At 62.2% G+C, this 26,513-nt stretch carries 30 protein-coding genes; 2 read left to right on the top strand and 28 right to left on the bottom strand.

Annotation, left to right across the window (positions count from 1 at the left end; genetic code table 11):
* Nucleotides 1-49 precede the first annotated feature (49 nt).
* From truA to ABIE18_RS14575, 15 genes are all read right to left on the bottom strand, one after another.
* Nucleotides 50-940 carry a tRNA pseudouridine(38-40) synthase TruA gene (gene truA, locus ABIE18_RS14645; protein WP_499723433.1) on the bottom strand — a complete coding sequence of 297 codons (891 nt, stop codon included), beginning with the start codon at nucleotides 938-940 and terminating at the stop codon, nucleotides 50-52.
* A gap of 32 nt (nucleotides 941-972) precedes the next feature.
* Entirely contained in the window at nucleotides 973-1,533 is a 561-nt protein-coding gene (gene rplQ, locus ABIE18_RS14640) for a 50S ribosomal protein L17 (protein ID WP_216925100.1), read from the bottom strand.
* A 66-nt stretch (nucleotides 1,534-1,599) separates the two neighbouring features.
* Nucleotides 1,600-2,610, bottom strand: coding sequence for a DNA-directed RNA polymerase subunit alpha (locus ABIE18_RS14635; protein ID WP_011775567.1), 1,011 nt, complete (start codon nucleotides 2,608-2,610; stop codon nucleotides 1,600-1,602).
* Between the two features lie 149 nt (nucleotides 2,611-2,759).
* Nucleotides 2,760-3,161, bottom strand: a complete 402-nt coding sequence (gene rpsK / locus ABIE18_RS14630) for a 30S ribosomal protein S11 (RefSeq protein WP_014922380.1) — start codon at nucleotides 3,159-3,161, stop codon at nucleotides 2,760-2,762.
* A 51-nt stretch (nucleotides 3,162-3,212) separates the two neighbouring features.
* Nucleotides 3,213-3,590 carry a 30S ribosomal protein S13 gene (rpsM, locus tag ABIE18_RS14625; RefSeq protein WP_011775569.1) on the bottom strand — a complete coding sequence of 126 codons (378 nt, stop codon included), beginning with the start codon at nucleotides 3,588-3,590 and terminating at the stop codon, nucleotides 3,213-3,215.
* A 196-nt stretch (nucleotides 3,591-3,786) separates the two neighbouring features.
* Nucleotides 3,787-3,900, bottom strand: coding sequence for a 50S ribosomal protein L36 (gene rpmJ, locus ABIE18_RS14620; RefSeq protein WP_011775570.1), 114 nt, complete (start codon nucleotides 3,898-3,900; stop codon nucleotides 3,787-3,789).
* Between the two features lie 72 nt (nucleotides 3,901-3,972).
* Nucleotides 3,973-4,194, bottom strand: a complete 222-nt coding sequence (gene infA, locus ABIE18_RS14615) for a translation initiation factor IF-1 (RefSeq protein WP_011775571.1) — start codon at nucleotides 4,192-4,194, stop codon at nucleotides 3,973-3,975.
* Between the two features lie 195 nt (nucleotides 4,195-4,389).
* Nucleotides 4,390-5,433 (bottom strand): P1 family peptidase, encoded by a 1,044-nt coding sequence (locus ABIE18_RS14610; RefSeq protein ID WP_499723432.1) that lies wholly within the window; start codon nucleotides 5,431-5,433, stop codon nucleotides 4,390-4,392.
* Nucleotides 5,434-5,497: 64 nt separating this feature from the next.
* On the bottom strand, nucleotides 5,498-6,553 hold the full coding sequence (locus tag ABIE18_RS14605; protein ID WP_499723431.1) for a sugar phosphate isomerase/epimerase family protein: 1,056 nt from the start codon (nucleotides 6,551-6,553) through the stop codon (nucleotides 5,498-5,500).
* Between the two features lie 74 nt (nucleotides 6,554-6,627).
* On the bottom strand, nucleotides 6,628-8,247 hold the full coding sequence (locus ABIE18_RS14600) for an ABC transporter substrate-binding protein (RefSeq protein ID WP_499723430.1): 1,620 nt from the start codon (nucleotides 8,245-8,247) through the stop codon (nucleotides 6,628-6,630).
* 1 nt (nucleotide 8,248) lies between these two features.
* Entirely contained in the window at nucleotides 8,249-9,094 is an 846-nt protein-coding gene (locus ABIE18_RS14595) for an ATP-binding cassette domain-containing protein (RefSeq protein ID WP_499723429.1), read from the bottom strand.
* Entirely contained in the window at nucleotides 9,091-10,137 is a 1,047-nt protein-coding gene (locus ABIE18_RS14590) for an ABC transporter ATP-binding protein (protein WP_499723428.1), read from the bottom strand. Before ABIE18_RS14590 ends, ABIE18_RS14595 begins: the two co-directional genes overlap by 4 nt.
* The gene (locus ABIE18_RS14585) at nucleotides 10,137-11,153 is read right to left on the bottom strand and encodes an ABC transporter permease (protein ID WP_499723427.1); all 1,017 of its coding nucleotides are present in this window, start codon (nucleotides 11,151-11,153) and stop codon (nucleotides 10,137-10,139) included. The genes ABIE18_RS14590 and ABIE18_RS14585 overlap by 1 nt, the downstream gene beginning before the upstream one ends.
* Nucleotides 11,154-11,160: 7 nt before the next feature.
* Complete coding sequence (locus ABIE18_RS14580; protein ID WP_499723426.1) at nucleotides 11,161-12,048, bottom strand: ABC transporter permease; 888 nt, start codon at nucleotides 12,046-12,048, stop codon at nucleotides 11,161-11,163.
* Nucleotides 12,045-13,136 (bottom strand): sugar phosphate isomerase/epimerase family protein, encoded by a 1,092-nt coding sequence (locus tag ABIE18_RS14575; protein ID WP_499723425.1) that lies wholly within the window; start codon nucleotides 13,134-13,136, stop codon nucleotides 12,045-12,047. The genes ABIE18_RS14580 and ABIE18_RS14575 overlap by 4 nt, the downstream gene beginning before the upstream one ends.
* 98 nt (nucleotides 13,137-13,234) lie before the next feature.
* Between ABIE18_RS14575 and ABIE18_RS14570 the strand changes: the two genes are divergently transcribed.
* Together ABIE18_RS14570 and ABIE18_RS14565 are read left to right on the top strand one after the other, a co-directional pair.
* Entirely contained in the window at nucleotides 13,235-13,912 is a 678-nt protein-coding gene (locus ABIE18_RS14570; protein WP_499723424.1) for a FadR/GntR family transcriptional regulator, read from the top strand.
* Nucleotides 13,909-15,369: a chlorohydrolase family protein gene (locus ABIE18_RS14565; protein ID WP_499723423.1), complete on the top strand. Its 1,461-nt coding sequence runs from the start codon at nucleotides 13,909-13,911 to the stop codon at nucleotides 15,367-15,369. Before ABIE18_RS14570 ends, ABIE18_RS14565 begins: the two co-directional genes overlap by 4 nt.
* Before the next feature lie 41 nt (nucleotides 15,370-15,410).
* On the opposite strand, the gene map is transcribed toward ABIE18_RS14565, so the two are convergent.
* The 13 genes from map to rplF all read right to left on the bottom strand — a co-directional run bounded on the left by map (nucleotide 15,411) and on the right by rplF (nucleotide 26,509).
* Entirely contained in the window at nucleotides 15,411-16,238 is an 828-nt protein-coding gene (gene map / locus ABIE18_RS14560; protein ID WP_499723422.1) for a type I methionyl aminopeptidase, read from the bottom strand.
* A gap of 33 nt (nucleotides 16,239-16,271) precedes the next feature.
* Nucleotides 16,272-17,183: an NAD-dependent epimerase/dehydratase family protein gene (locus ABIE18_RS14555; protein ID WP_499723421.1), complete on the bottom strand. Its 912-nt coding sequence runs from the start codon at nucleotides 17,181-17,183 to the stop codon at nucleotides 16,272-16,274.
* Nucleotides 17,180-18,967, bottom strand: coding sequence for a class I adenylate-forming enzyme family protein (locus ABIE18_RS14550; RefSeq protein ID WP_499723420.1), 1,788 nt, complete (start codon nucleotides 18,965-18,967; stop codon nucleotides 17,180-17,182). The genes ABIE18_RS14555 and ABIE18_RS14550 overlap by 4 nt, the downstream gene beginning before the upstream one ends.
* Nucleotides 18,960-20,213 carry a cytochrome P450 gene (locus tag ABIE18_RS14545; protein WP_499723419.1) on the bottom strand — a complete coding sequence of 418 codons (1,254 nt, stop codon included), beginning with the start codon at nucleotides 20,211-20,213 and terminating at the stop codon, nucleotides 18,960-18,962. The genes ABIE18_RS14550 and ABIE18_RS14545 overlap by 8 nt, the downstream gene beginning before the upstream one ends.
* A complete protein-coding gene (locus tag ABIE18_RS14540) occupies nucleotides 20,170-20,958 on the bottom strand; it encodes a glycosyltransferase family 2 protein (protein WP_499723418.1) in 789 nt (262 codons plus the stop codon). The genes ABIE18_RS14545 and ABIE18_RS14540 overlap by 44 nt, the downstream gene beginning before the upstream one ends.
* Nucleotides 20,955-22,010 (bottom strand): 3-oxoacyl-ACP synthase III family protein, encoded by a 1,056-nt coding sequence (locus ABIE18_RS14535; protein ID WP_499723417.1) that lies wholly within the window; start codon nucleotides 22,008-22,010, stop codon nucleotides 20,955-20,957. The genes ABIE18_RS14540 and ABIE18_RS14535 overlap by 4 nt, the downstream gene beginning before the upstream one ends.
* Nucleotides 22,011-22,121: 111 nt before the next feature.
* Entirely contained in the window at nucleotides 22,122-22,691 is a 570-nt protein-coding gene (locus tag ABIE18_RS14530) for an adenylate kinase (RefSeq protein ID WP_224091119.1), read from the bottom strand.
* A gap of 5 nt (nucleotides 22,692-22,696) precedes the next feature.
* On the bottom strand, nucleotides 22,697-24,007 hold the full coding sequence (secY, locus tag ABIE18_RS14525; RefSeq protein WP_216925094.1) for a preprotein translocase subunit SecY: 1,311 nt from the start codon (nucleotides 24,005-24,007) through the stop codon (nucleotides 22,697-22,699).
* 186 nt (nucleotides 24,008-24,193) lie between these two features.
* Nucleotides 24,194-24,676: a 50S ribosomal protein L15 gene (gene rplO / locus ABIE18_RS14520; RefSeq protein WP_224164997.1), complete on the bottom strand. Its 483-nt coding sequence runs from the start codon at nucleotides 24,674-24,676 to the stop codon at nucleotides 24,194-24,196.
* A complete protein-coding gene (rpmD, locus tag ABIE18_RS14515; RefSeq protein WP_216925092.1) occupies nucleotides 24,676-24,882 on the bottom strand; it encodes a 50S ribosomal protein L30 in 207 nt (68 codons plus the stop codon). Before rpmD ends, rplO begins: the two co-directional genes overlap by 1 nt.
* A 2-nt stretch (nucleotides 24,883-24,884) precedes the next feature.
* Nucleotides 24,885-25,556: a 30S ribosomal protein S5 gene (gene rpsE / locus ABIE18_RS14510; RefSeq protein ID WP_431115938.1), complete on the bottom strand. Its 672-nt coding sequence runs from the start codon at nucleotides 25,554-25,556 to the stop codon at nucleotides 24,885-24,887.
* A 29-nt stretch (nucleotides 25,557-25,585) separates the two neighbouring features.
* Nucleotides 25,586-25,969 (bottom strand): 50S ribosomal protein L18, encoded by a 384-nt coding sequence (rplR, locus tag ABIE18_RS14505; RefSeq protein ID WP_223933973.1) that lies wholly within the window; start codon nucleotides 25,967-25,969, stop codon nucleotides 25,586-25,588.
* Nucleotides 25,970-25,972: 3 nt separating this feature from the next.
* Nucleotides 25,973-26,509 carry a 50S ribosomal protein L6 gene (rplF, locus tag ABIE18_RS14500; protein WP_144659422.1) on the bottom strand — a complete coding sequence of 179 codons (537 nt, stop codon included), beginning with the start codon at nucleotides 26,507-26,509 and terminating at the stop codon, nucleotides 25,973-25,975.
* Nucleotides 26,510-26,513: the final 4 nt, after the last annotated feature.

Raw genomic sequence — 26,513 nt, 5'->3', positions numbered from 1 at the left:
GCCCCCTTCCGGTACCCAGAGCCGGGAGGGGGTCCTCCAATGTCCGGACTTACTCGCGCCGTGCCCTCGTCAGCTCAGCCCGTGCCAGCAGCTCGCTGTCCGACGGGTACGCTACTTCCTCCAACACCAACGGGTGCGGTGCGGCCAAAACGGACTTCGCATCACGTTTACGTTCCAGAAGACGTTCATGCAGCCAGCCCGGTTGCTCCAGGCCTTCGCCCACACGCAGGGCCGAGCCCACCAGGGACCGGACCATGTTATGGCAGAACGCGTCGGCCTGAACAGTAGCGACAATGACCCCGTCGCTCCCCCGTTCGAACTCAAACTTCTGCAGTTCACGGATGGTCGTGGCACCTTCCCGGGGCTTGCAGTAGGAACGGAAATCCTGGAGCCCCAGCAACTGGGCGGCGCCCTCATTCAACAGCGCGACATTCAACGGCGCCTTATGCCACAGCGTGATGCCGCGCAGCACCGGATCCCAACGTTCCGTGCCATCGGCAATGCGGTAACTGTAACGACGCCACAAGGCGGAAAAGCGGGCGTCGAAACCTTCCGGCGCCAGACCGGCGTCGTGCACTTCTATGGCACCGGTAAGATCGCCGAGAATACGGCTAAGGGCACCGCGAAGGCGACGTAAAAGCGCGACGGCGGGGTCGAGTTCGTGCCCACGCGGAAGTCCAAGCCACTCCGCTTCCGTCAGATCCAGATGGACCACCTGGCCGCGGGCGTGGACACCGGCGTCGGTGCGACCAGCAACCGTGACCCGGACCGGACGCCGCACGAGGAGGGCCAATGCCTCCTCAAGTGCTCCCTGCACGGTGAGCAGACCGGGCTGGAGTGCCCAGCCGTTGAAGGGGCCTCCGTCATACGAAAGATCCATGCGGACACGCAAAAACCCGCCGCCCCCCAAAGCGGGGGCAGCGGGTTTTCGTTCGTTCATAGACTTAAGTCTACTGTGAAGAATTCAGTGAATTACTTCTTGTCCTCAGCGGCCGGAGCCTCTTCGGTCTCAGCAACTTCAGCGTCAGCAGCCTCGGCCTCAGCGGCCGGAGCCTCTTCGGTTTCAGCAGCTTCGGTCTCTACAGCCTCGGTCTCAACAACCTCTTCCTCAGCAGCCGGGGCAGCCTTGGCAGCAGCAGCGGTTGCTTCAGCAACTACGGCCTGCTTCGGGGAAACCGGCTCGAGGACGAGCTCGATGACAGCCATGGGAGCGTTGTCGCCCTTACGGTTGCCGATCTTGGTGATACGGGTGTAGCCACCATCGCGGTTGGCGACAGCGCCGGCGATGTCGGTGAACAGCTCGTGGACGATGCCCTTGTCGCTGATCAGGCCGAGAACGCGGCGGCGGGAAGAGAGGTCGCCACGCTTGGCGAAGGTGACCAAACGCTCTGCGTACGGCTTCAGGCGCTTGGCCTTGGTGACCGTGGTGGTGATGCGCTTGTGCTCAAACAGAGCAGCTGCCAGGTTCGCGAGCATCAGGCGCTCGTGAGCCGGGCCGCCTCCGAGGCGCGGACCCTTAGTGGGGGTAGGCATAATAATTTCTCCTGTTGTGTAAGCCGGTCAGATCCATTGCTGGACCTGACGGCCAAGATCTGCTTTTTAGAGCTCGTCGTCGCTGAACGCGGCGTCGTCCTCTTCGATGGCTGCGGCGCGGGCTGCGAGATCGAAACCGGGAGGGGAGTCCTTGAGGGACAGACCCAGTTCGACGAGCTTTGCCTTGACCTCGTCAATGGACTTCGCACCGAAGTTACGGATGTCCATCAGGTCAGCCTCGGAGCGGGCAACGAGTTCACCCACGGTGTGGATGCCCTCACGCTTGAGGCAGTTGTAGGAACGGACGGTAAGGTCCAGATCCTCGATCGGCAGAGCCATGTCCGCTGCCAGGGCAGCGTCCGTCGGCGACGGGCCAATCTCGATACCTTCAGCTGCGGTGTTCAGCTCACGAGCCAGACCGAACAGTTCCACCAGGGTGGTGCCTGCAGAAGCAACGGCGTCGCGCGGAGCGATTGCCTGCTTGGTCTCGACGTCGACAATGAGCTTGTCGAAGTCGGTGCGCTGCTCAACACGGGTAGCTTCCACGCGGAAGGTTACCTTCATGACCGGCGAGTAGATCGAGTCAACCGGAATACGGCCGATCTCGGAGTCGCCGGACTTGTTCTGAGCTGCCGAAACGTAGCCACGGCCGCGCTCGATGGTCAGTTCGAGTTCGAACTTGCCCTTCGAGTTCAGAGTGGCAATGTGCAGATCCGGGTTGTGGAATTCGACGCCGGCCGGCGGAGCAATGTCCGCGGCGGTGACGACTCCGGGGCCCTGCTTGCGCAGGTAAGCAACAACCGGCTCGTCGTGCTCGGAGGAAACCGAAAGGTTCTTGATGTTCAGGATGATCTCGGTGACATCTTCCTTGACACCCGGAACCGTGGTGAACTCGTGCAGCACGCCATCGATCCGGATGCTGGTTACAGCGGCACCGGGGATGGAGGAGAGCAGGGTACGGCGGAGGGAGTTTCCGAGGGTGTAGCCGAAGCCCGGCTCCAGGGGTTCAATGATGAAACGGGAGCGGTTCTCGGATACAACTTCTTCAGACAGGGTGGGGCGCTGTGCAATGAGCACTTAGGTTTCCTTTCGGCGAGCATCCGCTATATGACGCAACACAGGTGGTGGAAATCGGCTTCGGTTTCCAGCCTGACCAGCCGGGCCATGCTTGTAGATGGTCTAAACCATGTACAGCAGGCCCGGCCGGTCAGACAGGGAATACCTAATTAGACGCGGCGGCGCTTCGGCGGGCGGCAACCGTTGTGGGCGCTGGGGGTGACGTCCTGGATGGAGCCAACCTCAAGGCCAGCAGCCTGAAGCGAACGGATTGCGGTTTCGCGTCCGGATCCCGGACCCTTGACGAATACGTCAACCTTGCGCAGACCGTGCTCCTGAGCGCGCTTTGCAGCAGCTTCAGCAGCCATCTGGGCAGCGAACGGGGTGGACTTACGGGAGCCCTTGAAGCCAACCTCACCGGCGGAAGCCCAGGAGATTACAGCACCGTTCGGGTCCGTGATGGACACGATGGTGTTGTTAAAGGTGCTCTTGATGTGCGCCTGGCCAAGCGCAATATTCTTCTTATCCTTGCGACGCGGCTTACGAACCGCTCCACGAGTCTTCGGGGGCATTGTTTCTCCTACAGAAAGTTATCGGGGGAAAACCAGGTCAATCCCGAGGGATTAACGTCCGGCCTTCTTCTTGCCGGCGACGGTGCGCTTCGGGCCCTTACGGGTACGAGCGTTGGTCTTCGTACGCTGACCGCGTACGGGCAGGCCCTTGCGGTGGCGCAGGCCTTCGTAGCTGCCGATCTCAACCTTGCGGCGGATGTCAGCGGCTACCTCGCGGCGAAGGTCACCCTCAACCTTGTAGTTGCCTTCAATGTAGTCACGCAGCTGGACCAGCTCGGCGTCAGTCAGGTCCTTGACGCGAACGTCAGCGCTGATGCCGGTGGCAGCCAGGGTTTCGTGTGCACGGGTCTTGCCCACGCCGTAGATGTAAGTAAGCGCAATTTCCAACCGCTTTTCGCGGGGAATGTCTACGCCAGCGAGACGAGCCATAGTGGCGGTACTCCTTGAATAAACCGGAGGTCGTAGGCAGTACACCCACACGATCCGTGTGGCCCCAGCCTCCGACCGGGGGTACGTTGACCAGGCTCTGTAATGCAGTCCTGGCACAACTTGTGCTGCCTTTATTTACTTGCGTGGGCTAGCAACCCAGGTTTGCCCTTGCGGGCGCTGATTCCCTGAAGGGGAATTAGCCCTGGCGCTGCTTGTGGCGCGGGTTCTCGCAGATCACCATGACCCGGCCGTTACGGCGGATCACTTTGCACTTGTCGCAGATCTGCTTGACGCTCGGCTTGACCTTCATGGCGTTCCTTTGCGTGTTTTGCAGTTGATCTGCTGGAGCGGCTTGGCACTATTGCCTGGGCCGCCCAGCAATTTACTTGTAGCGGTAGACGATACGACCACGTGTGAGGTCGTATGGGCTCAGCTCCACCACTACCCGGTCCTCGGGGAGGATTCGAATGTAGTGCTGACGCATCTTCCCAGAGATGTGTGCGAGAACGACGTGCTTGTTGGTGAGCTCAACACGAAACATCGCATTGGGCAGCGCCTCAGTCACAACGCCCTCGATCTCAATGACCCCGTCCTTCTTGGCCATATCCTCCGCTAACTGTTGTTTGCCGCTGTCCTCCGGTTAGGCACCGAAAATCCAACGGACGTTTTTTGTTTGCTTGGCCCTCTTGGAACCACGACACTAAAAAGGGCGTGGCTGCACAGACAACCAACAAATAACTCTACGCCAATGGGGCCGGAAAGTTAAATCCGTCCATGGTAGCGCACGTACCGCCGCCCGTCACTCCCCTACGGTTCGGTAAGCAGGGAAGTCTCCTGCCGCCGTCGTGACACTTTCGGCTGCTTCAACACCGTCCAGGATCGCCAAACGCACGGCTTCGGCTGCGGCACTTTGGAGCGTTATGAGCGATACCTGCCGCGCCTGCTCGGTACTGCGATCAAGCCCGACGGCGCCCGTCGCCAGGGCGAAAACGGTGTCACCGTCCGCCAAAGTATGGGACGGATCCAAGGCCCGCGCCAGACCGGCATGCCCGGAGCTGGCGGTCCGCTTGCACTCGGCAACATCAAGCACAGCATTCGTAGCGATCACGACGAGCGTGGTATTGAGTCCTTGCGGAGGGGCCGGAACCCGGCCGCGCGCGTCTAAGGTGGGGCCACGACGGCCGGGGTCCCCGGCCGAGCTTGCGAGGTTGGGGACCTGTTGGGGAGGAACGACCGAGCGCGCAGAGGGTTGCTGCCCCTCCGCACGGAACAGTGGCGTCCCGAGTGCGTTCACGACGGCAAGGGCTCCAACGATCACCCCACCGTCGAGCGTGATCGAAGATGTTCCGACCCCACCTTTGTATTGCCCGCGCGCAATCACAGCGCCCGTGCCGGCACCGACGTTTCCGCGTTCGACGGCGGCATGGTCACCTGAGTCGAACGCTGCGGCGGCTGCCTGGTAACCCATGTCGGCGTCGGGCCGCGCTTTCACGTCACCACCGCGTCCGAGGTCGAAGATAGCCGCGGCCGGAACGATCGGCACCACGGTCCCGGGAACCGCAAAGCCCCGGCCCTGCTCCTCACACCAGAGTTGGGCACCAGTAGCGGAGGCCAGCCCAAAAGCACTGCCACCCGTCAGCACGATGGCGTCGACCGTGGATACCAACGTCGTCGGATCAAGAGCGTCAGTTTCGTGCGTACCGGGGCCTCCCCCGCGTACGTCCACCGACCCCACGGTTCCCACAGGCGGAAGGACGACTGTCACGCCACTGAGCCACCGGCCGTCGTTCTTCTGAACGTGACCAATACGAATGCCCGGTACATCGGTGATTTGGGACGCCATGAGGCCATTCTGCTCCACGTGAGCCCGGAAGCCTACGTACTTCATTGGCTTCCGGGCGGTCACGTCAGCGCGCGATGGCACCCTCCGCAATGCCGAGACGACCAAGAGTGGCGCGCAGGGATTGGGCCGAATCGTGGATGAATCGTTCACCGTCATACGGGATGGCACGTAGCTCGCTCAGCGGAAGTGCCCCGCCATCCTCCACCCGCGCCTGGTATTCGGCGGCCATTTCACGGATCCGGGCAACCTCCCGCTGGTCCAGATCCGGATGCACGGCCAGCCATTCGGGATCCTCCAAGCCAATTGGCAGGTGCAGGGCCGGGCCGGCGTTTTCGATAGACAGCGGAAGGCCCGGATTCGCCTCGTGCAGAATGCCCAGAATGGCATCCCAATCGATGCTGCCCTGTCCGATCGGGGCAAACACGCGCCCGAATACCCCGTCCTGGTCCCCGAGAACGAAGTCCCTGAGGTGGGTCGCCCTTGTATAGGGCGCCACGCGCCGGGCCGCGGCCACGGGATCCTCGCCGCGGACCACTACGTTGGCGGTGTCGAAGGTGACGCCCAGGACGTCCGGACCTACGGATTCCACCAGGCGAACCACCTCGTAGCTGGTGATCTCTTCATGGGTTTCAATGTTCAGATGAACCCCATGGTCCCTGGCCACGGGTGCAAGCAAGCGAAGGAATTTCTCGATCGCAACGAGCTGGTCCGGCCAGGGGGCATCCGTACGGAAACGATCGAACACGTAGTAGCCAGGCATGCCGCGCTGGTAGTTGGCGCACGCCACCCAGAGCTCGGTAACCCCGGCGGCTTCGTGTGCAGCCTCGATCATCCGGACCATACCGCGTGTGTAGTCACCGTCGCCGAGCCTGCGCACCTGCGGTGCCTCGGCGGAGGCGTAAGGATTGACCTTGGCCAAACCCATCTGCAGGTAAAGGCCCAATTCGTCGGCGCAGGCCCGCACCTCCCTGAGCACCCCACGGTCCAGTGTGGGTGAAACGTCCATCACAGTACGGAAATACACACCTTCCATGCCCATCGCGTGGGCACGTTGGAGGATACTGACCGCAGATTCATCGGCCTCGTGGGGAATCTTGCTTCCATCAACACCAATTCGCATTTTTTGTCCTTAATAAGTTCTGGATGTCTTCTCTTTGTCCGCGTACCGGCACGGCTACCTGAGGCGGGGCGCCGCTAACGTCCCCAGTTGTAGAAAGAGAAAGTCGGCGAGTAGTCGAAGTGCTTGACCGAATCCGAGAGCACCGCCGTGAACTGCGCCCGGTAGAGGATGATGGTGGGAGAATGGGCCCGCCAGGAATCCACGAGCGCATTGATATAGGGCAACTGCGATTCGAGGTCCGGTGCCCCGTTGAGTTTGTCCATGAGTTCAGGGGTTCCGGCAATGCAGATGTGCTGGTTGTTGAAGGAGCTTCCGCAGGTCATCTTCTTGCGCAGTTCGTAGGCTGCAACGGCTCCTCCGGTTTCGAACAAGAGCGCCGACTGGTATTTGCCGGTGTTGAACTTGGTGGCGAAAGCCGTGGGTGTCTGCGAGTCAATGTTCACCTGCACCCCGATTTCCTCCCACGACGACTTGAGGATCGTCGCGAGCGTGGACACTCCGGGCGACGAGGGATTGATCATGAGGTCTATCTGCGGATCCTTGAGCCCGGATTCAGCGACCAACGCCTTGGCCTTTTCTTTGTCCAAGGGCCGCGGAGCCGAGCGTGCAGCGTCGAAACCCGGAATACCGGGAACGAAGGGGCCGTAGAAGCTGTCTGCATAGCCGTAGGCCACGCTGGCTTTGATCTGCTCATACGGCACCGCATAGGTGAGTGCCTCACGCAGTTTCGGATTGGCAGTTGTGCCCGAGGAGTTGTCCAGGGAGACGGTCACCGGAGCGAAAGCAGGAGCTGTGGTGACACGGCAGCAATCCTCCTGACTCAGCTGGTGCACCACGTAAGGCGGCAGGCCGAGCGTCACGTCGGCCTCACCACGGCGGGCCTGCAGCATGAGGGTGGGGATTGACGTGATGAAATTTACCCGGACTTCAGCTTCCTTGGCCGGTTCGCCGTAGTAGTTCGGGTTCCGGGTAAGGACGGCGTAGTTGTTGGCCACATATTCGTCCAGTACGTAGGGCCCGCTGCTGCTGGCTGTGTGCGAGGCCAACCATTGGTTCGGGACGCCCTTCTTGTCCTCCCCGTGCTCCTTGATGACTTTCGGGTCATAGATCGAACCGCGGCTCTGTGCCAGTGTCACCAGGATTGCCGGATACGGTCGCGACAATTCCAGTCGTACGGTCTGGGGATCCATCACTACGACGTCGCTGATCAGCGGTGGGTCCGTCAGGCCGATCTGCAACCCCAAGGCACCGCAGCCGCCGATGGTGAGGTTACGCATGATCGAGTACCGCACGGCTTCGGCGTCCAGCGGGTTGCCGTTGGCGAACTTCGCTCCAGGGTGCAGGGAGAAGGTATACGACTTCCCATCCGGTGAGACCGTCCACGACGTCGCGAGGTCGCCGCTGACCCGCTCGGGATCGTTAATGGCCACCCGGGTTCCGTCGGCCTGGGCCTCCTGATCCAGCCTGACCAGTCGCGCATAGAAGTTGGTTGCAAAACTGTTCTCATTACCCGCACATACAAACGCAGGGTCGATGTTGGTCAAGGACGCGGCCCAGTTCACAGTGAATGGCCTGTCGGCCGCATCAGAAGGCACGCCGGGCTGCGCACAGCCGGCGAGTGCTAGCAGGCCCACGGTGGCGAGTGCCGCCGTCGTTCGCCTTATGGCCGTCGTCCATTTCGGGAATGTTTTCATGTCAGCTTCCTTCCATGGCGTTGCCCGATCCCGCCGCTGCGAGCGCCTTCGCCCGTCGGCGGGCACCCGGCACGGCATCCAGCAGTGCACGGGTGTAGGGATGGGTGGTGTTGTCAAAGACCTCTGCGGCGGTACCGGCTTCCACGATCTCCCCGGCATTCATGACGGCGATGTTGTGGCTCATGAGCCGGGCAACCGCCAGATCGTGGACGATGAAGAGGTAGGTAAGTCCGAGTTCGTCCTGCAGGTCGCTAAGGAGGTTCAGGACCTGGGCTTGAATGGAGACATCCAAGGCACTCACGGGCTCGTCCAACACCACAAGGTCCGGGTTGAGGACAAGGGCACGGGCGATCGCGATGCGCTGGCGTTGGCCGCCGGAGAACGCGAAGGGAAAACGCTGCGTCTGCTTGACGCTGATTCCCACAAGATCCAGGACTTTGGCCACCCTGCGCGAACGTTCCGCTGAATCGGAGACGCCGTGCACAATGAGTGGCTCTTCCACCAGGTCCCCCACCGTGAATCGCGGGTCAAGGGATCCGTTGGGGTCTTGGAAGACCATCTGGATCCTGCGCCGCATCTTGCGCATCCCGGGTTTGGAGAGGGTGGTGAGATCTACGCCGTCGAATTCGATCAGGCCGCTGTCGGCGTCGGTGAGGCCCATGACGCAGGCCGCCGTCGTCGATTTGCCGCTGCCCGACTCCCCCACGAGCCCGAGCGTCTGGCCGCGGAGCAGCTCGAAGGAGACATCGTGCAGGATTTGTGTCTTGTGCCGCTTCCCAATTCCTTTGGCGTAGGACTTGTTGAGCTTCTCCACCCGAAGCAGCGGGGTGGCGTTGGCGATGCTCATGCTGGGACTCCTTCAGGATCGTTGGCGAAGTGGCAGCGGACAACTGCGCCGTTGGACAAGGTGCGGGGCTCCGGCCTTTCGATGGCGCAGCGCTTTTGGTCCCGGCCGATCGGGCACCGGGGTGCGAAGGGGCAGCCGGGTTCGTCCACCGAGAGGTCCGGCGGAGACCCTGGGATGGCAGGCAAGGCGCCGCGCCGCGCGGTGGCGGGATCGATGACGCAGTCCAGGAGGGCTTTGGAGTATGGGTGGCCGGGGGCGGCGAACAACGCTTCGGTAGTGGTGGATTCGACGAATCGTCCGGCGTACATGACGTTGACGCTGTCGCAGAGTTCCTCAACGATTCCCAGATTGTGGGTGATCATCACCAAGGCATTTCCGCGCTCGTCGCAGATCTTGGCCAACAGATCCAGCACCTGCGCCTGGGTTGTTACGTCCAGGGCGGTGGTGGGTTCGTCTGCGACCACCACCGAGGGGTCATTGGCGATGGCCATGGCAATCAGGACGCGTTGCCGCATGCCCCCTGAATATTGGTGCGGATAGTCGGAGATCCGGCGGGCGGGATCGTTGACGCCCACTTCGCCCAGAAGCTCACAGGCCAACTTCCGGGCTGCCTTGGCTGAGACATCCTGATGAACTCGGATGGTCTCCACGAATTGGCTTCCGATGGTCTTCAGCGGATCCAGCGCCGCCATGGGGTCCTGGAACACCAAGCTGATGTCCTGGCCACGGACCTTGGAGATTGCGGCGTCATCGAGGCCCACAATTTCCTTGCCGTTGAGCTTTACGCTGCCGCCGACAACCCGGCCGGGTGGGGGCACAAGCCCCATGAGTGACATGGCCATGGCGGATTTTCCGGACCCCGATTCACCCACGATCGCAAGTCGTTGGCCTTTGTGCAGGTCGAAGGAAACGTCACGGACCGCGTGGACGGTCCCCAAAGCCGTCACGAAATCCGTGCGCAATCCTTGGACGCTGAGCACAGGGTCCGGGCCGCCGTTGGACGACACTTGAGGTGCGGGAAGGGACAGTGCATTACTTTGCATCAGCGTGCTCCTACTCGTGTGCGGGGATCGGCTGCGGTCATCAGAACGTCTGCCAGCAGGCTCACAACTACGTAGAGGACTGCTGCCATCAGTAGTACGGCTTGGACCACTCCGAAGTCTTTTTGGATGATGGCGTCCGCGGTCATGGACCCGATGCCGGGCCAGCCGAACACTTTCTCCACCAGCAGGCTTCCTGCGAGGAGGTCTGCGAAGAGGAGCGACGCCGCGGGCAGCAGGGACAGGAGGCCGTGGGGTGCCACGTGCCGGTTGTACACCGGGAACCGGCGGAGACCGTGGCTCTGGGAAACGGCCACGAAGGTTTCCCGCAGGGTGCCCCGCAACTGGTTACGGTAGAGCCTGCTGAGGAAGGCGAAGGGACCGAGTGCCACGATCGTTGCAGGCAGGATCAGGTGCCAGGCTGCGTTGGCGAAGGTTCCCCATTGTCCGGCCAGCAGGGCATCGACGGTGAACATTCCAGTAACGTTCGGAGGTTTGAGCATTCCTGGTGATAGCCGTCCTTCAGGTCCGGGGAAGATGCCCAGCTGGATCGAGAAAATCATCAGTGCCAGCAGCGCAATCCAGAAAGGCGGCGAACCCATGGCCAGGGAGGACGCGAAGCGGACGAGCTGGTCCGGCCACCGGCGCCTTGAGTACACCGCGAAGCTTGCCGCGAGCACCGCGGCGACGATCGCAATAATGACTGACAACAGACCAAGTTCCAGTGTTGCGGGGAGCCGCTGGCCCAGGAGTGTGCCCACGCTGTTGCCGGTGCTGTATGAGAAGCCGAAGTCGCCGCGGAGCAGGGAGCCCATGTAGTTTCCGTATTGGACCACCAGGTTCTCATCCAGGCCCATGGACTTGCGCAAGGCTGCAATGGTTTCCTCGGTTGCGGTGTCACCGGCAATGGCACGTGCGGGGTCGCCCGGAACTTTGCGGAGCAGTATGAACGTGAAGATCGAAGCGCCGAAGACGGTGGCGAGTGCCACGCCCAGGCGTTTGAGGAGTGCGCTGGTCATTGGATCCTCACTTCGCCTGGATGAATTCGCCTCGGGGATCCAGGACTTCACGGGCCCTGTCCGCGATAACTGTGGTGAGGGTGACTGCTATCAGCAGCCCCAGGCCCGGGAATCCGGCGATCCACCACTGCCCGGTCAGGAAGAACTGCTGGCCTTCGGTGATCATTTCGCCCCATTCTGCGGTGGGCGGCTGGGCCCCCAGCCCGAGGTACCCGAGAGCTGCCAGGGACAGCACGGCCGCTCCGAACACGGCAGCCATTTGCAGGATCATGATGGGTATCAGGTGGGGCAGAACATGCCGGAACAACACCCTGGCCGGGTGGGCGCCGATCGCCATTGTGGAGCGAATGAAGTCTTGCCCATAGAGGCGCATCACTTCGCCCCGGAGGGTTCGCATGTACCACGGGAAGGAGTGCAGCGAGAGCCCAATGACCGCCGCAGTGACACCGGGTTTGAGGGCCATTGCAATGGCCATGGCCAGCAGGAGCGCCGGGAAGCAGAGGATGGAATTGGTGAGCCAGGTGAAGACCGTGTCCACCCAGCCGCGCATTGAACCGGCCAGAAGCGCGGTCACGCAACCCACGATTGCACCGATCACGGCAATTGCAAGTCCGGCGAGGATCGAGGTCTGACCACCGGCCAGGAAACGGGCCAGCACGTCACGGCCCGTGTCATCGGTCCCCATGGGGTGGGCGAAACTTGGAGCTTGGAGGACCGCACCGAGGTTGATCGCGTCAGCCTGGAGCCGCCAAAGCAGCGGGCCAAGCAGCGTCACCACAACAAGGGCGGCCAAGAGGGACAGGGTGAGGGTGAGCTTCCGATCGCGCTTGAGGAAACTTCTGAAAGGCCGGCGCCTTGGCGCTGCAAGAACCTGCGGGGCGACTATAGCTGTCATGAGAGTCCTTCCTCTCCGGAAAGGATCGTGGCCGGAGACGCAATGCCGGCGCCGATCGATGTGAGGATTTGCCGCAAAGTTGCGGCGCTGATGAGCAATTGCTGGCGGCGCTCGGCGGGCGTGGGGTCCTCGTCCCAATCGGCAAGCGCTGGAATGTCCCCCCGTGCCACACGGTCGAGCGTTAGCATGCCGAGCCGGGCCAACTGTGCGACTCCTTCGGCGTCAAGGTGGGGCTCATGGCGGAACCATGAACGGTCGAAAATGGGTGTGTCGAACTTTCCGCGATGCTGTTCTACGGTGAAATCGCGCACTCCGGCGGCCAGCAGGCTTCCCAGCAGCGCCTTCCAGTCCAGGACGCCTTCGCCCACGGGGCGCAGCCGGCGGCGGTACCCGTGCGGGACCTGAAAAAGGACAACATCCTCCAGATGGGTCATCCGGATGGAGGGTCCCAGGGCTCTGGCGACTTCGTGCGGGTCTTCCGCACGCACCACGAGGTTCGCCACATCAAGTCCGATGCTGAAGACGGCCGGATCCAAGGTCTCCACCAAGGACAGGACCTCCGTTGAGGCGAGGTCCTCATGGGTCTTCACGTTGATCCGCACGTTGTTGTCCCGGGCCTGTTCTGCCAGGGACTGGAGGTTCGCCCGGATAATCCGGAGCTGTGCAGGGTGGTCAAGAAAGCGGCCCTGCTCCGCAACGCCTTCCCGCACCGACCGCGTGTACACGAAGAACTCCTTGATGCCGAGATCCAGACCACGTGCCAAGGACTTGCTCAGTTCGCGTCGGACCGCTGCAGGTTCGCCCACGGGACCGGCACAGCCGAGTCCCAGTTGGAGTTCGACGCCGGCACGCCCGGCTTCCGCTGCTACCTCGTCCAAGCAGTCCGGCATCTCGCCCGAGAGTTCCGCAGTGATGTTGTTGAGCACGACGAGTGTGAAGCCGTCCTCAATCGCCTGCCGAAGGGAAGCAAGCAGCGGGAGCTCCTCCATCCCCGGGTAGCGGGTGAACTGGACTCCGAGGCGGACGCCGCGGAAATCGCCGTCTTGTGAAGACCTCAAGCCGTGGGTTTGTTGTGTGATCTGGGTCATGCTCAACAAGGTACACTCGTAAGACGTCTTACGAAAGGGTGGATTTTAGAACTTTGATGTGAGACGCTTCGTGGACGCAGGAAAACTGAGGGGGCACCATGGCGGTGAACGGCAAACGCAGTGTGGTCGACGAGGCGATTGATGACATCCGTCATCGGATTCGCCAAGGCGAATGGGGTCTGGGCGACCGGATTCCGCCCGAACCGGAACTCGGTAGGGCCTTGGGACTGAGCCGCGCTCCTTTGCGCGAGGCTCTCCGTGCGCTGGTGCACGCGGGACTCCTCGTGACCCGGCAAGGCGACGGGACATTCGTCGCAGCAGTCGATGAGCAGGAGATCGCCCTTCGAAAAGGCTTCCAGGACGCGGACCCTTTCGAGGCGGTCGAGGTCAGGCGAAGCCTCGACGTACCGGCAGCAGCTTTGGCCGCTCAACGCCGGGACCAGACAGACCTGGACAAGCTCCAGGACGCCCTTGACCGCCGTCGCGCTGCCGCGGAATCACGGGACGATGACGGCTTCCGGGAAGCCGACATCGACTTCCACCGCGCTGTGGTTGACGCCGCACACAACCAACTTCTGGCTGGCATCTACGGTTCCCTGGCCGCCAGCATTGACGGTTCCTGGACCTCCCCCGCCGGCTTGGACCGTGCCGCAAGCACAGGACATGACCATCACGACGACCTCTTCGAAGCCATCCGCGATGGATCAGTGCAAGACGCGATGCTGGTGGCCGGAACCATCCTGGACAACCAGGCGTCCGACCTGGAGAACAAGTGATCACACGCGTCAAGGCGGCGTTCGTGATCGGCTACGCGGACGGCGACCACTGCATCATGCCTGATGCCGAACTTGTCCACGACGACGGAACCGTCCTGTTCGTGGGCCGGGACTACGCCGGGCGTGTGGACGTTGAGATCAACGCCGGGCAAGCCATTGTGTCCCCTGGTTTCATCGACCTCAACGCGCTGGCGGACATCGACCACGCAATCTTCGATTCCTGGCCGGATGCCTCCCGCCGCCTGGGCATGGTGTGGTCTGAGGAATACCTCAAGGACCACGGAGCCGTCTTTACCCGTGAGCAAGCCCGCTTCCGACGCGAATTCGCATTATCCCAACTGGTCCGCAACGGCATCACCACCCTCATGCCCATCGCCTCGGAGAGCTATCACGAGTGGTGCGAGGACTATCAGGACATGGCCGATACAGCCGAGGCTGTGGAGGCAATTGGCCTCCGCGCCTACTTGGGCCCCAGCTATCGCACAGCCGTGCCCTACACGGACGGCAGCAATGTGCTGCTCCACGAGGACGAACGGCGGGGCCTGGACGGACTTGAGGACGCCATCCGCTTCGCCCAGGATTTCGAAGGACGTGCCAGCGGGCTGATCCGCACGGCTTTGCTTCCGTCGCGGATAGAGACCCAGACCGAACAGACACTGCGTCTGACCCGCAAGGCCGCGGATGAGCTGGGCATTCCCGTCCGTCTGCATGCCGCACAGGGACTCTTCGAAATAGAAGTCATGATCGCCCGCACCGGAATGCGTTCCATGCCCTACCTCGCGGATCTGGGCTTCCTCACCGGGAAGACCTTCATTCCGCATGCATGGACGGTTCCGGGGCATCCGCTCATGCCCAAGGCCTTCGGCGCCGGGGATGACCTCCAACTGCTCGCGGAATCCGGCGCGAGTGTCCTGCTCTGCCCCATCCCGATGGCCCACTATGGCGGCATGTTGGACAACTACGACTCTTACCGCGAAAGGGGCATCCGGGTGGTGCTGGGGACGGACTCCGCCCCGCCGAACATGATCCGCGCCATGGATCTGGCCATGGGTATGACCAAGTCGATCACGGGCGACCGCACGAGCGCCCAGGCTGCGGATCTCTTCCGATCAGCCACCCTGGACCCGGCAGAAGCCCTGGACCGCACGGATCTCGGCCGCCTGGCGGCCGGAGCCCAGGCAGACTACTTTGTTCTGGATCTGGCTGGCCAGCACATTGGACCGTATGGCGACCCCATCCGCACCATGGTGATGAACGCCGACGGCCGTGACATCTCGCGTGTTGTGGTGGCTGGCCGCACCATCGTGGAGAACGGTGAAGTAGTCACCATTGACACCACCGGTTACCGGGCGCGCGCACAGGAATTCCTGGACCACTACATCGCTTCACTGAGCCTCTCGGACCATGCCAAGCGGCCAACGCAGCAACTGCTCCCGCCCAGTTTCCCACTGCGCTGAGTCGGCGCAGCACGCCTGGGCCAGGAGCCGGCCTCGCGCGGTTACGGGATCGGGACGGGCACGACGCCGAGCGGCGCCAACTGCTCGGCGCCTCCGCCTGGGGCGGACAGGACCCAGATGCCCTTTTCGTGCACGGCCACCGAGTGTTCCCACTGGCAGGACCGCTTGCCGTCGGTGGTGACAACGGTCCAGTCATCGTCCAAGGTGGCAGTCTCGATGCCACCGCGGACCAGCATGGGTTCGATCGCGAGGCACAGCCCCGGGCGGATCTTCGGGCCGCGGTGATTGGTGCGGTAATTCAGGACGTCCGGGGCCATGTGCATTTCCGAACCGATCCCGTGGCCCACGTAATCCTCCAGGATGCCCAGCGGCTTACCGGTGACGGAAGAAACGTAGTCATCAATGGCATTACCAATATCGCCCACGAACTTGCCCTTGGCCAGGGCAGCGATTCCTCGCCACATGGCGGCCTCGGTGACATCAGAGAGTCGCTGGTCCTCAGGATCTGCCGTGCCAACGATGACGGTGCGGGCGGAGTCCGAGTGCCATCCGTCAACGATGCAGCCGCCGTCGATGGAAATAATGTCGCCATCGTTGAGGACACGGTTCCCGGGGATGCCGTGGACGACTTCCTCGTTGACTGACGTGCAGATGGTGGCGGGAAAGCCGTGGTAGCCAAGGAAGTTGGACTTGGCCCCCGCGTCATTCAGGACTGCCGCGAAGACGTCGTCGAGGTCCTTGGTGGTGACGCCTGCCTTGGCCGCCGCAACGGCAGCGTCAAGGGCACGGCTGAGGACCAAACCTGCCTCGTGCATCTTGCGCATTTGCTCGTTGGTTTTGTATTCGATGCGGGGCTGACCGAACGCCATGTTCTCCTCTGGATGGTTTGCTGTAGGAGCCGATCAGGCCCCGTGCTCCAACCATTTTCCCGCATCGGAGAGCATGGTCGAAATTGGTTCGATTCCCAGCTCTTCGCGGAGGCGGTCCAAACGGTAGGTTCTGTCCCATCCGAGCTGGCTGACGGCATAGCGCGTGAGGCGTGGTGCCCGTCCGGAAACGAGGGCAGCGGCCTCGGAAATACCGGCAAGAACCATGGCAGCGGGCTCGGGGACGTACCTGATGCCCACCCCGGCATGGCCAGTGACAGCAAGCACCTGCCTGAGCACGGTGCCGAGCTCCACAGGCTTCGCGTCGGCCACGTTGATAGCCCCGCGGGCATCGGAATGGCAAGCTGCCAGCGCTGCCCTTGTCAGGTTGTCCACGTGCGTGAGTTGATGACGAATACCGGCATGGCCAACGGTGAGAAGCCGTCCGTGGCGTACATTGCTGACCAGGCGCGGCAGCAGCGTCCGGTCCCCCGGTCCGTAAACTCCGTGGGGCCGAAGAACCACGGCATTGCGATGCCGTCGGGCCTCCACGTCGGCGAGCGCCTTGCTCCTTGCGTAGGCGTTGAGGTGGCGCACAGCCACGTCTTCTTCGCCGCGGTTGGTGCAGGCCTCCCACCACGGGTAGACGCTTGAACTGGAAATGTGAACCAGTCGTGTTGTTGGGTAGGCCTCAGCCACGGCACGGGTACCCATCACATTGGTGCGGTAGAACGTGCGGGCGGGGCCCCAGTCCGCCACGTGCGCGGCGGCGTGGATCACAGCGTCCACGGCCGGCAATCGGCCAGGCGGCACACCATTTAGGTCCCAATACGTCAGGGCAGGGCCTTGGCGCCGTGCGAAACGAACAACTTCCCAGCCTTGGGCCTCGGCGGCAGCAGCGACTGCTCCCCCAATGAAACCGGTGGCCCCGGTAACCGCGATTTTCACTGCGCCCCGGATTTGTCAGCGGACTTGCGGGCAAAGTCGCGTCGAAGTGCTTCCCGGTCCGGCTTTTTGTGGCGCCCGCTATGAGGGATGGCATCAAGGATTTCGATGTGATCGGGGAGAGCGGATTCGTCAATCATCTCCGGGAGGACCTTGGTTAGCTTTGCTTTCAGCTGCCCCACTGATTGCCCCTTTGCCCTTGGGTCTCCCTGCGCCTCTGATTTCCCCTGTGCAGGCACGACCGCCAGCCACACAGCTTCATCACCGATCCCGTCCGGAACCCCCACCATGACGGCCTGCTGAACTCCGGACACGGAATGGATCAGCGGTTCATACAGTGCAGGGTAGATGTTGGTCTTGCCCCGGATGATCATGTCCTTCTTGCGCCCGATCATCACCAAGCGCGCGGGACCCGTTCCGGGGCCTCCCGCACCGTGGTCCAGCCGCACCAGGTCTCCGGTGGCGTGCTCAATCATGGCTTCCTCGCCCAGATATCCGTGACACATGTTCGGTCCCCGGGCGTACAGTTCGTGGTCTTCCCCCACCCGTATGCCGACGGCGGGCAGTGGCTCTCCGAGGAAATCACCTTCGCCGCTGCCGTCCGGCGACGTGAATTCGGCTTCAGCGCCAGACGCGAAGGCCAGCTTCTCCCTACCATCAGCGACGGCGATTGGCAGCAACTCCGTCATGCCGTAGATGAGTTTGAACTCGACGCCGGGAAGCAGCGCCGTTGCCCGTTTCAGGAACGGAGCCAGCACCGGCGCGGCTCCAAGCATTACTGTCCGCAGTGTTCCTGGGAGCCTTACGCTGCCGTCCTCGACCGCATCCAGAATGGGCGCCAACTGGGAGGGCACAAGGAAAAGGTGCGTCGCGCCGTCGTACGAGTCCTCTTTGCCAGCCACCGGCCCAAGCTCGCGTGCCAAGCGAAGAGGATCAATGTGCGCGGAGAAGCCATAGCCGGGCATGGTCCAGTGCGCGCCGGCGATGAGTGCCGGCAAGCCCATCATCAGCTGCTCGGAGTGGATGCGATCCCCCTCGCCAAAGGTACAGCGCTGGTTGAGCTGCTCGAATCCTGCCCCAAGCGAACCCCGTGTATGTACTACGCCTTTGGGCGCACCGGTGGTCCCTGACGTAAAAATGATCACGGCTTCCTGCGCGGAGGAAGCCGATGTGGAAGGCGGAACCTTATCCCTAAGAAGCGCCGCACTGGCTAGTCGCTTCACCGGCGTCGCGCCTCGGGGAACGCCAGGGAGCCAGGGGCCGGAATAGTAGTGCCGGACGTCCATGGCTCCGTAATCCGGCAGCAGCAATCCCCTCCGCCGGGCCAGCGGCCGCAATGGGCCCCTGGTACTCAGCGCGTACAGAAGGGACTCAGCGGCAGCCCAACGCGGGGCAGCCAGCCTGGCCCGATCATGGAAAAGCGATGGTCCGATTCCTGGATCGATGAACACCACAGAACCACCGGCGCGGACGGCCCCCAGGGCCAGGATGAACGCCGCTGGGCTGGGGCGGACCGAGAACAGCATCCGTTCACCGGCACCGAAGCCATCTTCATGGAGATGCCGGGCAGTAGCATCTATACCTTTGACCAGTTCCCGGTATGTGATGGTCCGTCCTGGTCGCAACCGGCCTGGGCGCCGTAGTCGCCCTGGAGCATGGTTCCAAGGGGAAAATCTGCCGGGCGCCGTGATCGCCGGGCTATCTGGCACGCGCCCAGCTGCGGCATGGACGGCCTCGATGAGATCGGTGCCGGACACGGTATCTTCCAACAATGCGTCATCAGGCATTGACCAGCTCCAGCTTCCTGTATCCGGGAATGAGCACACGCTTGCTCACTTGCCGGGACGAGACGACCCACGGATGTCGGGCATACCTGTCCAGGAGCAAAGACAGCGTCGCATTGATCTCGGCCATGGCCAACGGCATGCCGATGCAAAAGTGCGGCCCCGCACCGAACCAAAGCTGACGCGCGTGCGGCGGGGTGGGAATCCCAGGCTCGAATCCGCCCAGGCTCTTGGAGGCGTGAACAGTCGATAGCAAAAGACGGTCTCCGGCCCGGATAGCGACTCCGCCAAGGGTGCAAGGAGAAACAGCATCCCTCAGCATCATGGGGGACGGCACGGTGAACCGGAGTGCCTCGTTCACGGCCAAGGCAACACCGGACCGATCCTCAACGAGGCCCGCAATGCGTCCGCTGTCAGCGAGCAGGGCAGTCAGCCGCGGAACAAAGGACACCAACGTCTCTGTTCCCACCATCACGAACGCGCTGATGATGCCCATGGCTTCCTCCTCGGTCATGCCAAGTGCCCGCAGCCGACCGGGAAACGTTTGGGGGTCGCTCTTCCGGTACGCTTCCGTCGCCGGTCCTGCCAAAACCCCGACGGCGGATCTTCCCTTCGCGATCTGCTTCACCGTCAGCGTGGGGCGCCCCAGACGGACGAGTGAAGAGATGGAAGACCCTAAATTGAAGAGTTCCGTGTCGGGCAGCCGGCCAGGTGCATCATCCGGCACGCCCAGCAGCCTGGAGATGACTCCCCCGGCAAGCTCCTTGACGCAGTCCACCAGATCCACGTGGCCACCTGCGTCCAATCCGTGGTGTAAGCGATCATGAAGCGAAGCAGCAGCCGGCTCGACAATCGCCGCCACCGAGCCTGGAGTGAAGAGGTCGGCGAGTTTGCGCCGCAGCTCCCTGTGCTCGGTGCCGTCCATGTTCACCAGCGCCTTTGGCCCCACTACGGGAGTCCAGAGCGCACCCGAACCCGACGGTCCGTTCTTGATGAAACGCTGGCTATCCATGAGGACGTCACGCACCAAGGCGGCTTCGCTGACGAGGATCCCCAGGCCGGGCAAACGCATCACCGGCCGCATGCTGCCCAGCCCCCGGATCGCCGGGTACAGCAAAGGATGCGCCCCCAGCTGAACACGCTGTTCCCAGCGTTCGGCCTTGCTGATGACGCCACTGGACATCCTGCCGTTGGATATCACGGCGTCACCGGATGTCCACGTGCTCTGGGCGGTACCGGTGGTCCGCATACCAAGCCAGGGTGTTCTTCAAGCCCCAGGCTTTGACCCGCCGTGAGGAGCCGTACACCACAACATCCCGGCGCAACGCGTAATTGCGGGTCAGCTTTCGCACGCGGTTGGACAGTGCGCGATCCTCATGGAGGTCTTCTATGCTGGTCCGCGGGAATCCACCGGAACGGTGATACATGTCTGCCGTGATCGCCATATTGCACCCTGGAAGCATCTGATAAGGTCCCAGGTACCCGTCACCCTTATTGCCGGGGCGGATCCGGCCGAAGAAGGATGCGATCTCGACTGCGAGCAGCATCATCCTCCGCTCCCCGGTACTGATCCCTTCGTCCGCGCGGGGCACAAGCTGGCCGGCGATGAGTTCCAAACCGTCGTCGAACGCCTGAACAATTTTGGCGGTCCAATCCGGCGCAGCGAGGCAATCGGCATCCGTCCGGGCGAGCCACGTTGCGCCGTGGTCCACACCGAAGCGCATGCCCGTGTCTGCGGCCGCGCCTGTCCCCTTCCCGGCTTCATGCACAAGCCTGATATCCATGTAGGGATGAGCCGCGGCGAACTCTGCCACGATCAAACAGCTGGCGTCCGTCGATCCATTGTCGACCACCACCACCGTGAAGTCCTGATGCTCTTGGGCCGCAAGAGAGTCCAGCGTCTGACGGACCAGCTTCTCTTCGTTCAGCATGGGCACAGCGATGGACAGCGGCCGTGTAGGGGCCGTGCTTCCCAGATGGCGTTCCAGCGTCAAAGCCGCACCACCGCCATGCCCAGGCTCACGCCGCCGGCGAGTCCCACCAAGGCCACGAGATCTCCTGGGCCGCAGCGGCCACTGTCCACGGCAAGTTTCAGTTGCAGGGGCAAGCTAACGGAGGCCAAATTTCCGAAGTCCTCTACCGATGGAACCAGAAGCTCCCTCGGAACACCGGCCCGCTCCGCAAAGATTTCCCGGTATGGTGCACTCACCTGGTGCACACAAACCACGGCGAAGTCCGTCCACTGCAGTTCCAGACGATCCAATGTTTCGTCCAGGACGTCGCAGCCCAGATCCAGAAACGCGTCCTTGAGCTTCTCCCCGTCCATGGTGAAGTAGGTCGCTTCCGGATCGCGCGGATACGCAGATCCACCTGCAGCCAAGGTGCCGACCGACCAGTGGCTGCTGCGGGCAGTGAAGCCCATGCCAAGAATGCCTCCCGGACCGACCTCAAGTCGGTTCGTCTCCAGTGCCGCTGAATCCGCAGGTTCGAGCAACACTGCCGCGCCGCCGTCGCTCATGGTGTACCCGGGAAAGCTTGACGCGAAAGTGTCAAAGTCCGGAACCCTCCAACGGATCGCCCGCGACGGCGACTCCCCTGTGACCACCAGGACCTTGGCATACCGGCCCGTGGCAATCAGGGCATCGCCCACCTCCAAGCCGTTCAGGAAACTGTTGCACGCATTCTTCACGTCCATCACAGGGCAGCCGAGTCCGAGTTTGGCGGCGGCCATGTGGCCCGTGGCCGGTTCCACCATGTCCTGGCTGGCGGACGCGAAGATGAGCAGGTCTATGTCCGGAGCTTGAAGCCCGCATTCAGCAAGGAGCTTTGCCGCTGCATTGGCCGCAAGGTCCGATGCTTGCTCGGAGTCCGCCATGACGCTCCGGGAGCGGATGCCGGTAACACGGGAGATCAAGCCCTTGGGCACCCGGAACCCCGGACTCGACTCACCAATACGGCGTTCGACGGCGGAAGTGTCCAGGCGCGCAGGTGGAAGGTAGACCTCCAAACCTGCAATCCTGCTGTGTCCGGAAAGAGCTGTTTGCATGCGGTTCCCCCAAAAACTGCCGCGAAACGAAAAGGGTGTGTCCCGCACCAATGGTACGGGACACACCCTTTTGCTCCAGCGCCGATAAGCCGGCTATGTGGAAAATCCCTGCTAGACGGCCTTGGCCGACTCGATGGCGGTCAGGACGCGGTCGGTGACTTCATCGATGCCGCCGATTCCATCTACCTGCGTCAGGATTCCGCGCTCGGCATACTTGGCGACAACGGCCTCAGTCTGCTCGTGGTAGAGGTCCAGCCGGTGACGGATGACGGCCTCATTGTCGTCAGAGCGCCCGGTTTCCTTCGCACGGCCCAGAAGGCGGGACACCAGTTCTTCGTCGTCGGCAGTCAGCTGGAGCACGACGTCGAGCTCCTGCTCGCCTTCAGCGAGGATCTGGTCGAGGTAGTCAACCTGCGCGGTGGTGCGCGGGTAACCATCCAGAAGGAAGCCATTCTCGACGTCGCTCTGGCTCAGGCGGTCGCGAACCATGTTGTTCGTGACGCTGTCCGGAACGAAGTCCCCTGCGTCCATGTATTTCTTGGCTTCAATGCCCAAAGGGGTTTCGCCCTTTACGTTGGCACGGAAGATGTCGCCGGTGGAGATGGCGACTACGCCGAGGCGCTCGGAAATCCGCTCAGCCTGCGTACCCTTACCCGAACCGGGAGGTCCAATGATCAGCATTCTCGTCATCGCAAAAGCCCTTCGTAGTGACGTTGTTGTAGCTGCGCATCAATCTGCTTGACGGTTTCCAGACCGACACCCACCATGATCAGGATTGACGTGCCACCGAACGGGAAGTTCTGGTTGGCGTTGATCAGGACGAGTGCAACCAGCGGAATCAACGCCACGAAGCCCAGGTAGAAGGCTCCAGGCAAGGTGATCCTGGAAAGCACGTACTGCAGGTAGTCCGCGGTCGGTTTACCCGCCCGGATGCCCGGAATGAACCCGCCGTACTTCTTCATGTTGTCCGACACTTCTTCAGGGTTGAAGGTGATGGCCACGTAGAAGTAGGTGAAGAACACGATCATGGCGAAGTAGAGCGCCATGTAGATGGGGTGGTCGCCACGGGTGAGGTTGTTGTTGATCCACTCAACCCACGGCGCCAGCTGCTCCCCTGCCTTCGGCTGGTTGAACTGCGCAATCAGGCCCGGCAGGTACAGCATGGAGGAAGCGAAGATGACGGGCACGACGCCGGCCATGTTCACCTTGATGGGGATGTAGGTGCTTGTGCCACCCACGGTGCGGCGTCCGATCATGCGCTTGGCGTACTGGACGGGAACCCGGCGCTGGGACTGCTCCACGAAGACCACCAGGGCCACCGTGAGCAAGCCGATTGCCAGGACGATGAAGAACGTTCCCGGCCCCTTCGTCTCCCAAATGGAACCAAGCGAACGCGGGAAGCCTGCAGCAATGGAGGTGAAGATGAGCAGCGACATTCCGTTGCCCACACCCTTCTCCGTAACGAGCTCGCCCATCCACATGATGAGGCCCGTACCGGCCGTCAGCGTGATGATGATGAGCAGCGTCGTAATGATGCTGTCATCAGGAATGATCGGGAGGTTACAACCCGGAAGAAGCTGGCCGGACCGCGCCAAGGACACCAGGGTGGTGGCGTTCAAGAGTCCGAGCGCGATGGTGAGGTACCGGGTGTACTGGGTCAACTTCGACTGGCCCGAGGAGCCCTCTTCGTAGAGCTGCTGGAACCGGGGAATGACCACCCGGAGCAGCTGAACGATGATGCTCGACGTGATGTAGGGCATGATGCCCAGTGCAAAGATCGAGACCTGCAGCAACGCGCCGCCGCTGAACAAGTTAACCAGCTGGTAAATGCCCTGCGAGGTGTCACCGTTGTTCAAGCATTGCTGGACATTCTGGTAGTTCACACCAGGCGAGGGGATGAAAGCTCCCAAGCGGAAGATTGTGATGATTCCCAGCGTGAACAACAACTTGCGTCGCAAATCAGGCGTCCGAAACGCCCGGCCGAATGCGCTTAGCAAGCGTCCTCCTGAGTAGAAAGTACAAGGATGTGGATGGGCTCAATGAAACCCAACAACCGAGTCTAGCTGCTTGTGACGCCGTCGTAATAATCGAGAGTCCACTTTCACGCAAAAAATCCCGGTATACGGGGCCGAAGCCCCGCATACCGGGATCTTTTTTACAACGGGGATCAGCCCCACTGGCTCTTAGAGAGCAGTGGTGCTTCCACCTGCTGCAGCAATCTTTTCAGCAGCGCTGGAAGAGAAAGCGTGGGCGGTGACGTCAACCTTGACGGTGATGTCGCCAGTGCCCAGGACCTTGACGGGCTGGTTCTTGCGAACGGCACCCTTCTCAACCAGGGACTCAACGGTGACAGCGCCACCTTCCGGGAACAGCTCGTTGAGCTTGTCCAGGTTCACAACCTGGAACTCAACCCGGAACGGGTTCTTGAAGCCGCGCAGCTTCGGCAGGCGCATGTGCAGCGGCAGCTGGCCGCCGGCAAAGCCAGCCTTTACCTGGTAGCGGGCCTTCGTACCCTTGGTACCGCGACCAGCGGTCTTACCCTTGGAGCCTTCACCACGACCAACACGGGTCTTGGTGGTCTTGGCACCCGGGGCGGGACGCAGGTGGTGGACCTTCAGAGCGTTCTGCTTCTCAGCAGCCTCTGCGGCGGTCTTGTTCTCGGCCATTACTTCGCCTCCTCTACATTCACGAGGTGCGGAACCGTGTTGAGCATTCCAACGGTCACGGCGTCGGCGTCACGGACAACGGTGTGTCCGATGCGCTTCAGGCCGAGGGACCGGAGGGTAGCCTTCTGGTTCTGCTTGGCGCCGATGACGCCCTTGATCTGGGTGATCTCCAACTTGGCGTCGGAGGGAGTCAGGTTCTTAGCCATGACTAAACACCTGCCTTCTGGTTCTGGAGCGCGCGCACCAGAGCAGCCGGAGCAACCTCGTCCAGCGGCAGGCCACGGCGGGCAGCCACGGAAGCGGGCTCTTCGAGCTGCTTCAGAGCGGCAACGGTCGCGTGAACGATGTTGATCGCGTTGGAGGAACCGAGCGACTTGGAGAGGATGTCGTGGATACCCACGCACTCCAGTACCGCGCGGACCGGACCACCGGCGATAACACCGGTACCGGCGGAAGCCGGACGCAGCAGGACAACGCCTGCAGCAGCCTCACCCTGCACACGGTGCGGGATGGTGTTGCCAACGCGGGGAACGCGGAAGAAGGACTTCTTGGCCTCTTCAACGCCCTTTGCGATAGCAGCGGGAACTTCCTTGGCCTTGCCGTAGCCAACGCCAACCATGCCGTTGCCGTCACCGACGACGACGAGTGCGGTGAAGCTGAAGCGACGACCACCCTTGACGACCTTGGCAACGCGGTTGATGGTTACAACGCGCTCTACGAACTGGCTCTTCTCGGCTTCGCGACCGCCGTCGCGGCCACCACGGCCACCACGGTCGCCGCGGCCCTGGCCACGCTCGCCGCGCTCGCCACGACGTCCGCCGCGGCGGTCATCGGTAGCGGGTGCGGTCTCAGTTGCTTCAGCAGCTACAGCTTCAGTCACCTGAATGTCCTTTTCGTTATTTTCAACGGTCACAGTGCCAGCCCACCTTCGCGAGCACCGTCAGCGACGGCGGCGATGCGGCCGTGGTACTTGTTACCGCCACGGTCGAAGACAACAGCTTCGACGCCTGCAGCCTTGGCACGCTCGGCAACGAGCTCGCCGACGCGCTTGGCCTTGGCAGTCTTGTCTCCGTCGAGTGCGCGAAGGTCAGCTTCCAGGGTGGAAGCGTAAGCCACGGTTACACCCTTGCTGTCATCGACAACCTGGACGAAGATGTGACGGGCCGAACGGTTGACGACCAGACGAGGACGTACAGCCGTACCGGTGATGCGCTTGCGGATACGAAGCTGGCGACGGCTGCGTGCAGCAGACTTGCTCTTGTTCGTACGCTTCTTGTTAATTGCGATGGCCATGGTTTACTTACCAGCCTTTCCGACCTTGCGGCGGATGACTTCGCCGGCGTAACGGACACCCTTGCCCTTGTAGGGGTCAGGCTTGCGCAGCTTGCGAATGTTGGCAGCAACCTCGCCGACCTGCTGCTTGTTGATACCCGCAACAGAGAGCTTGGTCGGACCCTCTACTACGAAGGTGATGCCTTCGGGTGCCGAGACGTTAACCGGGTGGCTGAAGCCAAGAGCGAACTCCAGGTCAGAACCCTTTGCCTGAACGCGGTAACCAGTACCAACGATTTCAAGCTTCTTCTCGTAGCCCTCGGTAACGCCCTGGATCATGTTGGCGATCAGGGTGCGGGTCAGGCCGTGCAGCGAACGCGAGTTGCGCTCGTCGTTCGGGCGGGTGACCGTGAGAGTGTTCTCTTCCAGGGAAACCTCGATCGGGCTGGCTACAGTGTGGCTCAGCTCTCCCTTGGAACCCTTGACGCTGATGACGGAGCCATCGAGCTTGACCTCAACTCCGGCAGGAACGGTGATGGGGAGACGTCCAATACGTGACATTATT

This window comes from Arthrobacter sp. 2762, assembly GCF_040548745.1.
GTDB lineage: Bacteria > Actinomycetota > Actinomycetes > Actinomycetales > Micrococcaceae > Arthrobacter.
This window is presented reverse-complemented; position numbering and strand designations above follow the sequence as displayed.

Excerpts from the sequence above, each read along its gene's own strand:
- truA (WP_499723433.1), bottom strand. The coding sequence starts at position 940 with ATGAACGAACGAAAACCCGCTGCCCCCGCTTTGGGGGGCGGCGGGTTT.
- rplQ (WP_216925100.1), bottom strand. The coding sequence starts at position 1,533 with ATGCCTACCCCCACTAAGGGTCCGCGCCTCGGAGGCGGCCCGGCTCAC.
- rpsK (WP_014922380.1), bottom strand. The coding sequence starts at position 3,161 with ATGCCCCCGAAGACTCGTGGAGCGGTTCGTAAGCCGCGTCGCAAGGAT.
- rpsM (WP_011775569.1), bottom strand. The coding sequence starts at position 3,590 with ATGGCTCGTCTCGCTGGCGTAGACATTCCCCGCGAAAAGCGGTTGGAA.
- rpmJ (WP_011775570.1), bottom strand. The coding sequence starts at position 3,900 with ATGAAGGTCAAGCCGAGCGTCAAGCAGATCTGCGACAAGTGCAAAGTG.
- infA (WP_011775571.1), bottom strand. The coding sequence starts at position 4,194 with ATGGCCAAGAAGGACGGGGTCATTGAGATCGAGGGCGTTGTGACTGAG.
- ABIE18_RS14610 (WP_499723432.1), bottom strand. The coding sequence starts at position 5,433 with ATGGCGTCCCAAATCACCGATGTACCGGGCATTCGTATTGGTCACGTT.
- ABIE18_RS14605 (WP_499723431.1), bottom strand. The coding sequence starts at position 6,553 with ATGCGAATTGGTGTTGATGGAAGCAAGATTCCCCACGAGGCCGATGAA.
- ABIE18_RS14600 (WP_499723430.1), bottom strand. The coding sequence starts at position 8,247 with ATGAAAACATTCCCGAAATGGACGACGGCCATAAGGCGAACGACGGCG.
- ABIE18_RS14595 (WP_499723429.1), bottom strand. The coding sequence starts at position 9,094 with ATGAGCATCGCCAACGCCACCCCGCTGCTTCGGGTGGAGAAGCTCAAC.
- ABIE18_RS14590 (WP_499723428.1), bottom strand. The coding sequence starts at position 10,137 with ATGCAAAGTAATGCACTGTCCCTTCCCGCACCTCAAGTGTCGTCCAAC.
- ABIE18_RS14585 (WP_499723427.1), bottom strand. The coding sequence starts at position 11,153 with ATGACCAGCGCACTCCTCAAACGCCTGGGCGTGGCACTCGCCACCGTC.
- ABIE18_RS14580 (WP_499723426.1), bottom strand. The coding sequence starts at position 12,048 with ATGACAGCTATAGTCGCCCCGCAGGTTCTTGCAGCGCCAAGGCGCCGG.
- ABIE18_RS14575 (WP_499723425.1), bottom strand. The coding sequence starts at position 13,136 with ATGACCCAGATCACACAACAAACCCACGGCTTGAGGTCTTCACAAGAC.
- ABIE18_RS14570 (WP_499723424.1), top strand. The coding sequence starts at position 13,235 with ATGGCGGTGAACGGCAAACGCAGTGTGGTCGACGAGGCGATTGATGAC.
- map (WP_499723422.1), bottom strand. The coding sequence starts at position 16,238 with ATGGCGTTCGGTCAGCCCCGCATCGAATACAAAACCAACGAGCAAATG.
- ABIE18_RS14550 (WP_499723420.1), bottom strand. The coding sequence starts at position 18,967 with ATGCCTGATGACGCATTGTTGGAAGATACCGTGTCCGGCACCGATCTC.
- ABIE18_RS14545 (WP_499723419.1), bottom strand. The coding sequence starts at position 20,213 with ATGCGGACCACCGGTACCGCCCAGAGCACGTGGACATCCGGTGACGCC.
- ABIE18_RS14535 (WP_499723417.1), bottom strand. The coding sequence starts at position 22,010 with ATGCAAACAGCTCTTTCCGGACACAGCAGGATTGCAGGTTTGGAGGTC.
- ABIE18_RS14530 (WP_224091119.1), bottom strand. The coding sequence starts at position 22,691 with ATGCTGATCATTGGACCTCCCGGTTCGGGTAAGGGTACGCAGGCTGAG.
- rplO (WP_224164997.1), bottom strand. The coding sequence starts at position 24,676 with ATGGCCGAGAACAAGACCGCCGCAGAGGCTGCTGAGAAGCAGAACGCT.
- rpmD (WP_216925092.1), bottom strand. The coding sequence starts at position 24,882 with ATGGCTAAGAACCTGACTCCCTCCGACGCCAAGTTGGAGATCACCCAG.
- rplR (WP_223933973.1), bottom strand. The coding sequence starts at position 25,969 with ATGGCCATCGCAATTAACAAGAAGCGTACGAACAAGAGCAAGTCTGCT.
- rplF (WP_144659422.1), bottom strand. The coding sequence starts at position 26,509 with ATGTCACGTATTGGACGTCTCCCCATCACCGTTCCTGCCGGAGTTGAG.